Annotated in this window: 12 protein-coding genes; 4 read left to right on the top strand and 8 right to left on the bottom strand. The window is 58.4% G+C overall.

Annotated features, from left to right (window positions below; all coding sequences use genetic code 11):
* Positions 1-45: 45 nt before the first annotated feature.
* The 3 genes from gntT to gntX form a co-directional block, all read right to left on the bottom strand.
* Positions 46-1,362: a gluconate transporter gene (gene gntT, locus HMPREF3096_RS01570; RefSeq protein ID WP_008806999.1), complete on the bottom strand. Its 1,317-nt coding sequence runs from the start codon at positions 1,360-1,362 to the stop codon at positions 46-48.
* A 336-nt stretch (positions 1,363-1,698) separates the two neighbouring features.
* On the bottom strand, positions 1,699-2,274 hold the full coding sequence (nfuA, locus tag HMPREF3096_RS01565; RefSeq protein WP_002920540.1) for a Fe-S biogenesis protein NfuA: 576 nt from the start codon (positions 2,272-2,274) through the stop codon (positions 1,699-1,701).
* Between the two features lie 58 nt (positions 2,275-2,332).
* Entirely contained in the window at positions 2,333-3,007 is a 675-nt protein-coding gene (gntX, locus tag HMPREF3096_RS01560; RefSeq protein ID WP_032731349.1) for a DNA utilization protein GntX, read from the bottom strand.
* Between the two features lie 39 nt (positions 3,008-3,046).
* Here gntX and bioH point away from each other — a divergent pair, with 39 nt between their 5' ends.
* Both bioH and HMPREF3096_RS01550 read left to right on the top strand, forming a co-directional pair.
* Positions 3,047-3,820: a pimeloyl-ACP methyl ester esterase BioH gene (bioH, locus tag HMPREF3096_RS01555; RefSeq protein ID WP_032731347.1), complete on the top strand. Its 774-nt coding sequence runs from the start codon at positions 3,047-3,049 to the stop codon at positions 3,818-3,820.
* A gap of 120 nt (positions 3,821-3,940) precedes the next feature.
* On the top strand, positions 3,941-4,210 hold the full coding sequence (locus tag HMPREF3096_RS01550) for a YdgH/BhsA/McbA-like domain containing protein (protein WP_002920510.1): 270 nt from the start codon (positions 3,941-3,943) through the stop codon (positions 4,208-4,210).
* Between the two features lie 87 nt (positions 4,211-4,297).
* Here HMPREF3096_RS01550 and feoC read toward each other — a convergent pair whose 3' ends face one another.
* The 5 genes from feoC to greB all read right to left on the bottom strand — a co-directional run bounded on the left by feoC (position 4,298) and on the right by greB (position 10,445).
* Entirely contained in the window at positions 4,298-4,537 is a 240-nt protein-coding gene (gene feoC, locus HMPREF3096_RS01545; RefSeq protein ID WP_004202151.1) for a [Fe-S]-dependent transcriptional repressor FeoC, read from the bottom strand.
* Positions 4,538-4,546: 9 nt separating this feature from the next.
* On the bottom strand, positions 4,547-6,865 hold the full coding sequence (feoB, locus tag HMPREF3096_RS01540; protein ID WP_032731346.1) for a Fe(2+) transporter permease subunit FeoB: 2,319 nt from the start codon (positions 6,863-6,865) through the stop codon (positions 4,547-4,549).
* 28 nt (positions 6,866-6,893) lie between these two features.
* Entirely contained in the window at positions 6,894-7,121 is a 228-nt protein-coding gene (gene feoA / locus HMPREF3096_RS28385; RefSeq protein ID WP_002920506.1) for a ferrous iron transporter A, read from the bottom strand.
* A 419-nt stretch (positions 7,122-7,540) separates the two neighbouring features.
* Positions 7,541-9,871 (bottom strand): Tex family protein, encoded by a 2,331-nt coding sequence (locus HMPREF3096_RS01535; protein WP_032731344.1) that lies wholly within the window; start codon positions 9,869-9,871, stop codon positions 7,541-7,543.
* 100 nt (positions 9,872-9,971) lie between these two features.
* Complete coding sequence (gene greB, locus HMPREF3096_RS01530; protein WP_008807004.1) at positions 9,972-10,445, bottom strand: transcription elongation factor GreB; 474 nt, start codon at positions 10,443-10,445, stop codon at positions 9,972-9,974.
* A 227-nt stretch (positions 10,446-10,672) separates the two neighbouring features.
* On the opposite strand from greB, the gene ompR reads away from it, so the two are divergent.
* Both ompR and envZ read left to right on the top strand, forming a co-directional pair.
* Entirely contained in the window at positions 10,673-11,392 is a 720-nt protein-coding gene (gene ompR, locus HMPREF3096_RS01525; RefSeq protein ID WP_001157751.1) for an osmolarity response regulator transcription factor OmpR, read from the top strand.
* Positions 11,389-12,744: a two-component system sensor histidine kinase EnvZ gene (gene envZ / locus HMPREF3096_RS01520; protein ID WP_012540408.1), complete on the top strand. Its 1,356-nt coding sequence runs from the start codon at positions 11,389-11,391 to the stop codon at positions 12,742-12,744. The genes ompR and envZ overlap by 4 nt, the downstream gene beginning before the upstream one ends.
* Positions 12,745-12,773 lie beyond the last annotated feature (29 nt).

Below are 12,773 nucleotides of genomic sequence, written 5' to 3'. Positions count from 1 at the left end.
CGGTCCGCATTATGCGGACCGGCCTTTTTCTGTGCGGGAGTCTCCTTACACCACCATCCCCAGCAGCAGACAGCCTACCAGGCCGCATACTGAGATAATGGTTTCCAGCACCGACCAGGACCTGATGGTCTCGCCGATGGTCAGGTTAAAGTACTCTTTGAACAGCCAGAAACCCGGATCGTTGACGTGAGAGAAGATAACGCTGCCGGAGCCAACGGCGATAACCATCAGTTCCGGGCTGACGCCGGTGGTGGCGATCAGCGGCGCTGCAATCCCGCCTGCGGTGATGGCGGCAACGGTCGCCGAACCCAGCGCGATACGCAGCACTGCGGCGATTGACCACGCCATAAACAGCGGAGACATGTTCGATTCGTGCATGATAGAGGCGATGTATTTATCCATGCCGCTATCCACCAGCACCTGTTTGAAGGCGCCGCCGCCGCCGATGATCAACAGCATCATCGCGATGATTTTAATAGAAGAAGTCAGGGTATCGTTGATCTGCTCCATGGAGCGGCCGCGGTTCAAACCGAAGGTGAACAGGGCGATCAGTACCGCAATCAGGGTGGCCATCACCGGGTCGCCGAAGAACTCAGCAATCGGCAGGAAGGCGTGGCCCTTCGGCAGGATCATCTCGGCCACGGCGCGCATCGCCATCAGGATCACCGGTACCAGCGAGGTCCAGACGCTGACGCCAAAGCCAGGCATCTCTTCTTCAGTGAATACTTTCGGGTTATGCAGGCCTTCCGGGATCGGCTTATCAATGCCTTTCAGGAAGCGCGCAAACACCGGCCCTGCCAGGATAACCGTCGGGATAGCCAGAATGGTGCCGTAGAGCAGCGTTTTGCCCATATCGGCATGGAAGATGGTGGCAATCGCGGTCGGACCCGGATGCGGCGGCAGGAAGCCGTGGGTGACAGAGAGCGCGGCGGCCATCGGGACACCGACGTACAGCAGCGGGATGCGGGCCGAGGCGGCGATGGTAAACACCAGCGGCAGCATCAGCACGAAGCCCACTTCATAGAACAGCGCGAAGCCGACGGTGAAGCCGGTCAGCACAACCGCCCACTGAATATGCTTCTTACCGAACTTATTGATAAGGGTAGTGGCGATACGCTGGGCGCCGCCGCAGTCTGCCAGCAGTTTACCGAGCATAGCGCCGAAGCCCATGATCAGCGCGAGGCTGCCAAGGGTGCCGCCAACGCCGTTCTTGATAGAGACGATCACTTTATCCAGCGGCATACCCTGCATTAATCCGACGGCGAGCGCCACCAGAACCAGCGCAATGAAGCCGTTCATTTTGAAACGGATCATTAACAGCAATAACAGGGCAACCCCGATAGCAACGATGATTAATGGCATGATTTACCTGGCCTTAATTTGTTATGGGTAACGTCAAAGATTCAACCTGTAAGACATCTGCCCCATGTGGGAGCAAAATAGTCTGGCACCGTAAATACTTGCATTATCCTTACCCAGAGAAAGGATAGCTGGCTATTTTTTTGCCGGTGGTGCCTGAAGGGGATGATACGGGTAACATGTGAGGGTTGAGAATCACCTGACGGGGGAAAATGTTAAATATGAGACTTAAGTCATACTCTTTCCCCGGTTTTTGCCGGTCATTTAGCGGGAGATGTTGCGCGGTAACACAGAAAGGGCAAGGGAGGACCGGCGGCAGGGTGCCGCCGGAGGAAGGGCTTAGTAGTAGGAGTGCTCGCCGCGCTGATGCTCGGTCAGATCGCGAACCCCTTTCAGCTCCGGAAACTCGTTCAGCAGCTGCTTTTCAATGCCTTCTTTCAGGGTCACGTCAACCATCGAACAGCCGTTGCATCCGCCGCCGAACTGCAGAATAGCCAGACCGTCGTCGGTGATCTCCATCAGCGACACGCGGCCGCCGTGGCCCGCCAGCTGCGGGTTAATCTGCGACTGCAGCAGGTACTCGACGCGCTCCATCAGCGGGGCATCGTCAGAGACTTTGCGCATCTTGGCGTTCGGCGCTTTCAGCGTCAGCTGCGAGCCAAGCTGGTCGGTGACGAAATCAATTTCAGCGTCTTCCAGATAGGGCGCGCTGAGCTCATCGACATAGGCGGTCAGCTGTTCAAATTTCAGCGCCGTGTCGGTGTCTTCCACCGCATCCGGTGGGCAGTAAGATACGCCGCACTCAGCGTTTGGGGTGCCGGGATTAATCACAAATACGCGAATTTGCGTCCCTTCTTCCTGATTTGCCAGCAGTTTGGCAAAGTGCGCTTGTGCAGCATCGGAAATACGGATCATAGCGTTGGCCTAATAGTTGACTATTTTACTGGGTTATAATACGCCCATCAGCGGGGGTCTACAAGGTACGGCACAAACACCATACCTGAACCGTCGCGGCGCCGTTTCGCAAAAGCAGGCGGGATATCTCGGCGACGGTGCTGCCGGTCGTGACGACATCATCCACGATAGCGATATGGAGTCCCTCCACGGCAAATTCAAGCTGAAAGGCATTTTTCAGGTTCTGCCTGCGCTGGCGGGCATTGAGCGAATGTTGGACGGCGCCGGCTCGCTGGCGCGTCAGGCCTTCCCGATGCCAGACGCAACCTCGCCAGCGGGCTAACGGTCGGCACAGTTCGTCACACTGATTATAACCCCGGCGCCAGCGGCGGCGATGCCACAGCGGTACGCCGATCATACCGTCCACCGGCGGCAAATCGTCACACTGCAGAAGACGCAGCAGCAGCAGGCGCGCGAGGGCAGGCCCCAGCTCCGGACGATGGTGAAACTTCAACTGCTGGACCAGACCGCTCAGCGGCGGGCGATAGTCATTGACTGCCACCAGCCAATGCCAGGGAGGTGGTTTTTGCAGGCAGCGGCCGCAGGGGTGATGGGATGTCGCCGCCGGCAGGCCACACTGCGGGCAGAGCGGGGGGCAGGCGAGCAGGGCGCGGCTGCAGCGGGAGCAGATCCCCCAGCAGGCGACCGCCAGCGGCATTTGGCATAGCCAGCATAAGCTGTGTGCTGTTAGCATATTTGGCCTTCTGTCCAGTAAAAAAGAGAACGGTAACGGATGAACGACATCTGGTGGCAAACAATCGGCGAAGGTGATTGTCATCTTGTGCTGCTGCACGGCTGGGGGCTGAACGCTCAGGTATGGGATTGCATCACGCCGCAGCTGGCTTCGCATTTTACCCTCCACCTGGTGGACCTGCCGGGCTATGGCCGCAGCGGCGGATATGGGGCGATGTCGCTCGAGGCGATGGCGCAGCGGGTGCTGGAGCAGGCTCCTCCTCAGGCGGTGTGGCTGGGCTGGAGCCTGGGCGGGCTGGTGGCAAGCCAGGTGGCGATGATGCACCCGGAACGCGTGCAGGCGCTGGTGACGGTTGCCTCTTCCCCCTGTTTCGCGGCTTGTGACGACTGGCCCGGCATCAAGCCCGAGGTGCTGGCCGGGTTTCAGCAGCAGCTGAGCGACGATTTCCAGCGCACCGTCGAGCGATTCCTCGCCCTGCAAACCATGGGCACAGAGAGCGCGCGTCAGGATGCGCGGGCGTTAAAGCAGGCGGTGCTCTCGCTGCCGATGCCTTCTGCCGAGGCGCTGAACGGCGGACTGGAGATCCTCAGAACCGTCGATCTGCGCCAGGCGCTGGTTGGGTTGCCGATACCGCTTCTGCGGCTGTATGGCCGGCTGGACGGACTGGTGCCGCGCAAGATTGTCCCGCTGCTGGATGAGCTGTGGCCGGAAAGCGAGTCAATCCTCTTCGATAAGGCGGCGCATGCGCCGTTTGTTTCCCATCCCGCGGCCTTCTGCGAGCCGCTGCTGGCGTTGAAAACGCAGCTGGGGTAATTTTTTTTGCCACGCCATGGTAAATGGGCCATTCCTAGCAATACTTAGGTTGTTACGGTGGTTGATTATTTCATTCCGCCACCGTGACCTACAATAACAACCTTATGGAGAGTAGAGACTATGAAACTTGTTACAGGAATGGTTGCATCTCTGGTGATTGGCACCCTGTCTTTTGGCGCATTTGCCGCGAAAGAGATCCAAAAAGAAGACGTGGCGAAGATGAATCTGACCAAGGTCGGTAGCATTACGACCTCCAGGACGACGTCGCCGATGGACGCCCGACGCGATCTGTCGAAAAAAGCCGATGAGCTGGGTGGGAAATACTTTGTGGTGATTGCCGGGCAGAAAAACGAAAAAACCGTACACGCTAACGCTGACGTTTATAAATAATCCAGTCATAAAAAAACGGGCCTGCTGGCCCGTTTTTCACTGCTGTCTTACTCGTTTTACCCGCTGCGCGATCTGGCCTGACTCTTTTCATCGCAGCGCCCACCACTCCTGCTGGCACGCCGCTTTCCCTTCAGGACAGCTTTTACAGCTGCCTGAGAGACAGCCCTCGCTCGTTTCGCTGATCCGTACCACCTTACCCATGGCTTCCATCCGTTCCAGCATCGCGTCAATCAGCGGCTGAGGCGTCCGCAGGCGGGCGCTGAGCTGTTTCGCCTCCATGCGGCCCTGCAGGGCCAGCATATCGCGGACTTCCATTAACGACGCCACAGACCCTCCTTAGTGGCAATCGCCAGCCGGGCTGGAACAGCAGGAGGCCGGCGTTTTTCGGGTGGCCAGCAGCGAGACGTCCACCCGGCTGCGCGCCCGGCGCAGCAGGCCGAAGAGCACCACGTTGAACAACACCACTGCCAGGATACACACCAGGCTGTAGCGCGGATGGTCGCTAAAGCTGACGGTCTGGTAATAGAGCGTCGAGAGCGAATAGGCGATATTCAGCCCCCACAGGATGGAGAAGGTCATCCAGCCGCGGCTCGATTCGCGGGCGATGGCGCCCATCACCGAGATGCAGGGGATATAGAGCAGAACGAAGATCAGGTAGCTGTATGCCGCCGCCGCGCTGCCAAATTTACTGCCCATCACGCCCATGGCGCCGGTGGCCATCTCGCCATCGCCTTTGCTGGCTTCGATGGGGTTGGCCAGGACGCTGAGGCTGAAGGTGTCTTTCAGTCCCTGCCATGTTTCGTCGACGGCGGCCAGCAGTTCTTCGCCGAGGCTGAAGGTCTGCGGATTGAATTCCTCATTCTGGATATCTTCGGCGGTATAGAGGGTGTTCAGCGTACCGACCACCACCTCCTTCGCCATCGCGCCGGTAAACAGGCCGACGGTGGCCTGCCAGTTATCTTCATGCACGCCGATCGGTTTAAACACCGGCGTAATGACCCGGCTCACCGAGGCCAGCGCGGAGTCGTTGATGTTGTCGACGACCTTACCGCTCAGCGAGAAGCTGTTCAGCGCGCTGAGGAAGATGCTGACAATGACGATCACCTTCCCGGCGCGCAGCACAAAGCCTTTCAGGCGCTGCCAGGTCTGGATAATCAGGCTCTTGATGTGCGGGACGTGGTACACCGGCAGCTCCATCACGAACGGCGAGGCTTCGCCACGCATAATGGTGTGCTTCAGCATCAGGCCGGTGAGAATGGCCATCACAATGCCCAGCACGTAGAGCGAGAAGACCGCCAGCGCACCGTTCTGACCAAAGAACGCGGCCGCGAAGACGGCGAAGATCGCCAGCCGCGCGCCGCAGGACATAAACGGCGCCATCACAATGGTCATCAGACGCTCGCGCGGTGCGTCAAGGGTGCGGGCGCCCATCACCGACGGCACGTTGCAGCCGAAACCGACAATCAACGGGACAAAGGATTTCCCCGGCAGGCCGAGGGCTTGCATCAGGCGGTCCATGACAAAGGCGGCGCGCGCCATGTAGCCGGAGTCCTCGAGGAAGGAGAGGAACAGATACATCATGCCGATCTGCGGCACCAGCGGCAGTACGGTGTTGATACCGCCGCCGATCCCCTGGGCGAGGAACACGGTCAGCCAGTCCGGGAAGTGCAGGGTGTAGCCCAGCCATTGAATACCGTGAATAAAGACCGCGACCGAACCGGCATCAAAAATCGGCTGCAGCGCGCCGCCGATGTTTATCGCCAGCAGGAACATCAGGTACATGACAAAGAGAAAAATCGGCAACCCGAGGAAGCGGTTGAGGATCACTTTGTCCATCGCCGCGGTGAAGCGGCTCGGCTCGGCGGTCAGGGTGTTGCTGACGGCGTCGCAAATGGCGGCGATGGTCTGATAGCGTGCGTCTGCGATATGCAACGCCGGGTCGTCGATCACGTCGCTGAGATTCGCCAGAGCAATATCCAGTTTATCGGCGGCGTCGCCGGCATAGGCCCGGCTGTAGATATCGCCCTCCAGCATCTGCAGACCCAGCCAGCGCCGCTGCCGGGTCGGGATCTGCGCTGACATTTGCTGCGCCAGCAGGTCAGCTTCGCGCAGCAGCGGCTGCGGATAGTGAACCAGCTCAATATCGCTGTTCGCCTGATGACGGTCGAGGGCAATCTTCAGCGCTTCGATTCCGCGTCCGCGGGTTGAGACCAGCGGAATGACCGGGCAGCCGAGACGGGCGGCGAGGGCGTCGATATCGATACGCACCTGCTGCTTTTCGGCGATATCCAGCATGTTCAGCGCGACGACGCAGGGGATCCCCAGCTCGAGCAGCTGCAGCGTCAGATAGAGGTTTCGCTCAAGGTTGGAGGCATCAACCACGTTAATCAGCATGTCGGCGTCGCCGCTCAGGATGTAGTGGCAGGCAATCTGCTCGTCCAGCGAGGTCTGCGAAGAGATGGTGGTCAGGGAGTAGGTCCCCGGGAGGTCGACCAGCGTGACCTGATGGTCAGTGGTGGCGAAAACGCCCTCTTTACGCTCAACGGTGACCCCGGCCCAGTTGCCTACGCGCTGGCGGGCACCGGTCAGCTGATTAAATAAGGTGGTCTTGCCAGAATTAGGATTACCAATTAAACCAACGGTTAATTTTTTCATATTTCAGACTCTTGTGCCGGGCCAGCCGTTATTGTGCAACCGCTTCCAGTTCGATTAAGGCGAGATCTTTTTTGCGTAATACCAGACTGACGCGTCGGGTTTCAATATGAACAGGATCGCCGAGTGGCGCTACGCGAACCACATGAAATGAGGAACCGGGCAGCATGCCGAGGGAGAGTAATTTCTGACGGTATGCTGGGCTAATATCGCGGGAGAATCCGGTAATTTTCCACGCACTATCAGGTGTGAATTGCATAGGGCCTACTTGTCTATCGCTAACCGAAGAAGAATTTTCCGGACGCCTGGAGGCAGCTGCGCCGGGGACCGTAGCCAACGAAAAAGGAAAAAACGTTCTGAAAGTGATGATAATGAGAATGGTTTTTATCATCAATACATATGATGCGCTTCGCGCTATTTTTATAGCGAAAATCACCTTTTTATTGATATGCCGCAAAATCCAGTCGGTGATCAAATAGCGCAAAATATTATTTCGGCGATCTAATGTTTAATTAAGGTTTCTTAAGTTAACGAAATGAAAATAATAATTTCGCGACCTTTCCTTAACGGAATTAATGCAGATTATCAGAAATGACTGAACCCGTTTTGCGCGTAATGGCGGCCGTATCGCCAGGGGATAAAAAATGAAAACTGCCCCTGAAAAGGGGCAGGGAGAGATTAGCGTTTTTTACCCATCGCCGCAGCGAGGGCATCCATCATTGCGCTGTTACCGGCAGGCTGTGCCTCGCGACCGCGGGGTTTGGCGGCTTTCGCGGCCGGGCGGTTGCCCTGGGGGCGATCCTGACCGCCGCCGCGGCGGGCGTTGCTGTCGCCTGGCTGCTCGTCGAGACGCATGGTCAGAGCGATACGTTTACGCGGCAGATCGACTTCCATGACTTTGACCTTCACGATGTCGCCCGCTTTCACCACGGTGTGCGGATCTTCAACAAACCGGTCAGAAAGCGACGAAATGTGTACCAGTCCATCCTGATGGACGCCGATATCGACAAACGCGCCGAAATTGGTGACGTTGGTGACGGCGCCTTCCAGGATCATCCCCGGCAGCAGATCGTTCATGGTCTCTACGCCGTCGGCGAACTTCGCCGTCTTAAACTCCGGACGCGGATCGCGGCCCGGTTTTTCCAGCTCTTTGATAATGTCGGTGACGGTCGGAACGCCGAACTTCTCATCGGTGAAATCCACGGCCTTCAGATGACGCAGTTCGCTGCTGTTGCCCATCAGATCTTTCAGCGCCTGCTGGGTGGCGGCCAGAATGCGCTCGACCACCGGATAGGCTTCCGGGTGCACGGTGGAGGCATCCAGCGGGTTGTCGCCGTGGTTGATACGCAGGAAGCCGGCGCACTGTTCAAAGGCTTTCGGCCCCAGACGGCTGACCTTCAGCAACTGCTGGCGATTCTGGAACTGGCCGTTCTCGTCGCGCCAGGCAACGATGTTCTGCGCCATCATGCGGGTCAGGCCGGCGACGCGGGTCAGCAGCGGAACGGAGGCGGTGTTCAGGTCAACGCCGACGGCGTTCACGCAGTCTTCCACCACCGCGTCCAGCTTACGCGCCAGCTGGGTCTGGCTGACATCGTGCTGATACTGGCCGACGCCAATCGATTTCGGGTCGATTTTCACCAGCTCGGCCAGGGGATCCTGCAGACGGCGGGCGATGGAGACCGCGCCGCGCAGCGACACGTCGAGGTCCGGGAACTCCTGGGCCGCCAGCTCGGAGGCGGAGTAAACGGAAGCCCCGGCTTCGCTGACGATCACCTTCTGGGCGGTGACTTTCGGGAACTGCTTCTGCACGTCGAGGAAGAAACGCTCGGTTTCACGCGAGGCGGTACCATTGCCGATGGCCACCAGCTCAACATTGTACTTTTCACACAGCGCGGCGACGACGACGGCCGCTTTGGCGGCCTGGCCGGTATGGGGATAGATGGTATCGGTGGCGACCAGTTTACCGGTGGCGTCGACGACGGCCACTTTCACCCCGGTGCGCAGGCCCGGATCGAGTCCCATGGTGGCGCGCAGCCCGGCGGGCGCGGCCATCAGGAGGTCGTGCAGGTTACGGGCGAAGACGTTGATGGCTTCGTCCTCCGCGCGCTCGCGCACGGTGCCCATCAGCTCGGTTTCGAGGTGCATCAGTACTTTGATACGCCAGGTCCAGCTGACGACACCTTTACGCCAGCTGTCCGCCGGGGCGTTATTCAGGCGCAGGCCAAGGTGGTGGATAATAATTTGCTCGCCGTGGCTCTCTTTCGGCGGCTCGTCAAACTGCGGATCGGCGTTTAAAGAGAGCTGCAGCACGCCTTCGTTGCGACCGCGGAACATCGCCAGCGCGCGATGCGACGGCACGGTGGCGATCGGTTCATGGTGATCGAAGTAGTCGCGGAATTTGGCGCCTTCCTCTTCTTTGCCGCTGACGACGGTGGAGACCAGGTGGGCGTTTTTCCACAGATAGTCACGGACCTTCGCCAGCAGCGCGGCGTCTTCGGCAAACCGCTCCATCAGAATATAGCGCGCGCCGTCCAGGGCCGCTTTGCTGTCGGCGATGCCGTTGTCAGCGTTAATATATTTTGCGGCTTCCGCTTCCGGATCGTGGGCCGGTTCGTTCCACAGCAGGTCAGCCAGCGGCTCCAGCCCGGCTTCGATGGCGATCTGCCCGCGGGTACGGCGCTTCGGCTTGTACGGCAGGTAGAGGTCTTCCAGTTCGGTTTTGCTCAGCGTGGAGGTGATGGCTTTTTCCAGCGCGTCGGTCAGTTTGCCCTGTTCAGCGATGGATTTGAGGATCGCCTGACGACGGTCTTCCAGTTCGCGCAGATAGCCAAGGCGAGTTTCCAGATTACGCAGCTGCGTGTCATCCAGACCGCCGGTGACTTCTTTACGATAACGTGCAATAAACGGCACGGTGTTCCCTTCATCAAGCAGGCGAACGGCAGCTTCTACCTGTTCGGCTCTGGCCTGAAGTTCACCCGCAATAATGCGGCAGAGCGAATCATTCATCATGGCTTTTAATTCATCTTTAGGGTCAAAAATCAGGGACTAGTTATACGGACTGACGGCTGAAAATGCCAGTCGCGCCCGGTGTCTCTCGGAAAGTTCTTGTCTATTTTACGTATTCGATCTCGTTGACATACCAGCTGGCTTCGCCCGCCGGCGTGTTAACGATAGCCAGATCGCCGACCTCTTTTTTCAGCAAGGCCCGCGCCATCGGTGAGTCGATGGAGATGTAGTCTTTGCGGCCAAAAATTTCATCGTAGCCGACGATGCGAAAGCGTTTGGTATCGCCCTCGTCGTTTTCGATCTCTACCCAGGCGCCGAAGAAGACTTTGCCTTCCTGCTGCGGGGAATAATCGACGATCTTTAACTGTTCCAGACATTTGGTCAGATAGCGGACCCGGCGATCGATCTCCCGCAGGCGCTTTTTGTTGTACTGGTAGTCCGCGTTCTCGCTGCGGTCGCCAAGGCTGGCGGCCCAGGTGACCTTTTTGGTCACTTCCGGGCGCTCCTGGCGCCACAGGTAGTCCATTTCCTGCTTCAGTTTTTCATATCCCTCGCGGGTGATCAGCGGCGTTTTCATCGTGAGTTCAACCTTCTGACAGTCTGTCGTTGCGCACAATTTGTAGCGCGTAATAATACCGACAGGATAAATACTGTGTCTTATGATTAAATGTATACTTAACCTGCTGTTAAATATGCTTTGTAACAATTTAGCCTGGAATATATACCAGATTTAGCTGGTGAGCGCGCCGGGCTTTTTTGAGAATACGCACTGACTATTGCAGTGAACCTTTGGGAGTACAAACAATGCAAGAGAATTATAAGATTCTGGTTGTGGATGACGACATGCGCCTGCGTGCGCTGCTCGAACGTTATCTGACCGAGCAGGGCTTCCAGGTTCGTAGCGTGGCGAACGCCGAACAGATGGATCGTCTGTTAACCCGTGAATCCTTCCACCTGATGGTGCTGGATCTGATGCTGCCTGGGGAAGATGGTCTCTCGATTTGCCGTCGTCTGCGCAGTCAGAGCAACCCGATGCCGATCATTATGGTGACGGCGAAAGGTGAAGAGGTTGACCGGATCGTTGGCCTGGAAATCGGGGCTGACGACTACATTCCGAAGCCGTTTAACCCGCGTGAACTGCTGGCCCGTATTCGGGCGGTGCTGCGTCGTCAGGCGAATGAACTGCCGGGCGCGCCATCGCAGGAAGAGGCGGTTATCGCCTTTGGTAAATTCAAACTGAACCTGGGCACCCGCGAGATGTTCCGTGAAGACGAGCCGATGCCGTTGACCAGCGGCGAATTTGCGGTCCTGAAGGCGCTGGTGAGTCATCCTCGCGAACCGCTGTCGCGCGATAAGCTGATGAACCTCGCCCGCGGGCGCGAATATTCTGCGATGGAGCGCTCCATCGACGTTCAGATCTCCCGCCTGCGCCGCATGGTGGAAGAGGATCCGGCGCATCCGCGCTATATCCAGACCGTCTGGGGTCTGGGCTACGTCTTCGTCCCGGACGGCTCTAAGGCATGAAACGCGTGCGCTTTTCGCCGCGCAGCTCCTTTGCTCGCACGCTGCTCCTGATCGTCACCTTGCTGTTCGTCAGCCTGGTGACGACCTATCTGGTGGTACTGAATTTCGCGATCCTGCCGAGTCTCCAGCAGTTTAATAAAGTATTGGCCTACGAAGTCCGTATGCTGATGACCGACAAACTGCAGCTGGAGGATGGCACCCAGCTGGTGGTGCCCCCGGCGTTTCGTCGTGAAATTTATCGTGAGCTGGGGATTTCGCTCTATTCCAATGAAGCGGCGGAAGACGCAGGGCTGCGCTGGGCGCAGCATTATGAATTCTTAAGCCAGCAGATGGCGCATCAGCTCGGCGGCCCCACTGAGGTGCGGGTGGAGGTCAATAAAAGCTCCCCCGTGGTGTGGCTGAAGACCTGGCTGTCGCCCAATATCTGGGTGCGGGTACCGCTGACCGAAATTCATCAGGGCGACTTCTCGCCGCTGTTCCGCTATACCCTGGCGATCATGCTGTTGGCGATAGGCGGCGCCTGGCTGTTTATCCGTATTCAGAACCGTCCGCTGGTAGATCTCGAACACGCGGCGCTGCAGGTCGGGCGCGGTATTATCCCGCCGCCGCTGCGAGAGTACGGCGCCTCTGAGGTGCGCTCGGTGACCCGCGCCTTTAACCATATGGCCGCGGGCGTGAAGCAGCTGGCTGACGACCGTACGTTGCTGATGGCCGGGGTCAGCCACGATTTACGTACTCCGCTGACGCGCATTCGTCTGGCCACCGAGATGATGGGCGAGCAGGACGGGTATCTCGCTGAGTCGATCAATAAAGATATCGAAGAGTGCAACGCCATCATCGAGCAGTTTATCGACTATCTGCGCACCGGGCAGGAGATGCCGATGGAGCTGGCGGACCTCAATGCTGTACTGGGCGAAGTGATCGCCGCAGAGAGCGGCTATGAACGTGAGATCGCCACCGCCCTGCAGGCCGGTGAAATCCCGGTACGCATGCACCCGCTTTCTATCAAGCGTGCGCTGGCGAATATGGTGGTGAATGCGGCTCGCTATGGCAATGGCTGGATCAAGGTCAGCAGCGGCAGCGAAGCGAGCCGGGCCTGGTTCCAGGTGGAAGATGACGGGCCGGGGATCAAACCTGAGCAGCGCGAACATCTGTTCCAGCCGTTTGTACGCGGCGATAGCGCCCGCAGTACCAGCGGCACCGGGCTGGGGCTGGCGATTGTTCAGCGTATTATCGACAATCACAACGGCCGGCTGGAGATTGGCTCCAGCGAACGCGGCGGATTACTGATCCGCGCCTGGCTACCGGTGCACCGGATGCTGGCGCCGATGAAACCCGCCAAAGAGAGCTGAGTGCGGCCGAGGTTGGCCGATCAGGACGT

Source organism: Klebsiella sp. HMSC25G12, assembly GCF_001807705.1.
GTDB lineage: Bacteria > Pseudomonadota > Gammaproteobacteria > Enterobacterales > Enterobacteriaceae > Klebsiella > Klebsiella variicola.
This window is presented reverse-complemented; position numbering and strand designations above follow the sequence as displayed.

What these genes read in the sequence shown, in the direction of transcription:
- HMPREF3096_RS01550 (WP_002920510.1), top strand. Translation starts at nt 3,941, where the DNA reads ATGAAACTTGTTACAGGAATGGTTGCATCTCTGGTGATTGGCACCCTG.
- ompR (WP_001157751.1), top strand. Translation starts at nt 10,673, where the DNA reads ATGCAAGAGAATTATAAGATTCTGGTTGTGGATGACGACATGCGCCTG.
- feoA (WP_002920506.1), bottom strand. Translation starts at nt 7,121, where the DNA reads ATGCAATTCACACCTGATAGTGCGTGGAAAATTACCGGATTCTCCCGC.
- gntX (WP_032731349.1), bottom strand. Translation starts at nt 3,007, where the DNA reads ATGCTAACAGCACACAGCTTATGCTGGCTATGCCAAATGCCGCTGGCG.
- nfuA (WP_002920540.1), bottom strand. Translation starts at nt 2,274, where the DNA reads ATGATCCGTATTTCCGATGCTGCACAAGCGCACTTTGCCAAACTGCTG.
- bioH (WP_032731347.1), top strand. Translation starts at nt 3,047, where the DNA reads ATGAACGACATCTGGTGGCAAACAATCGGCGAAGGTGATTGTCATCTT.
- gntT (WP_008806999.1), bottom strand. Translation starts at nt 1,362, where the DNA reads ATGCCATTAATCATCGTTGCTATCGGGGTTGCCCTGTTATTGCTGTTA.
- HMPREF3096_RS01535 (WP_032731344.1), bottom strand. Translation starts at nt 9,871, where the DNA reads ATGATGAATGATTCGCTCTGCCGCATTATTGCGGGTGAACTTCAGGCC.
- envZ (WP_012540408.1), top strand. Translation starts at nt 11,389, where the DNA reads ATGAAACGCGTGCGCTTTTCGCCGCGCAGCTCCTTTGCTCGCACGCTG.
- feoB (WP_032731346.1), bottom strand. Translation starts at nt 6,865, where the DNA reads ATGAAAAAATTAACCGTTGGTTTAATTGGTAATCCTAATTCTGGCAAG.
- greB (WP_008807004.1), bottom strand. Translation starts at nt 10,445, where the DNA reads ATGAAAACGCCGCTGATCACCCGCGAGGGATATGAAAAACTGAAGCAG.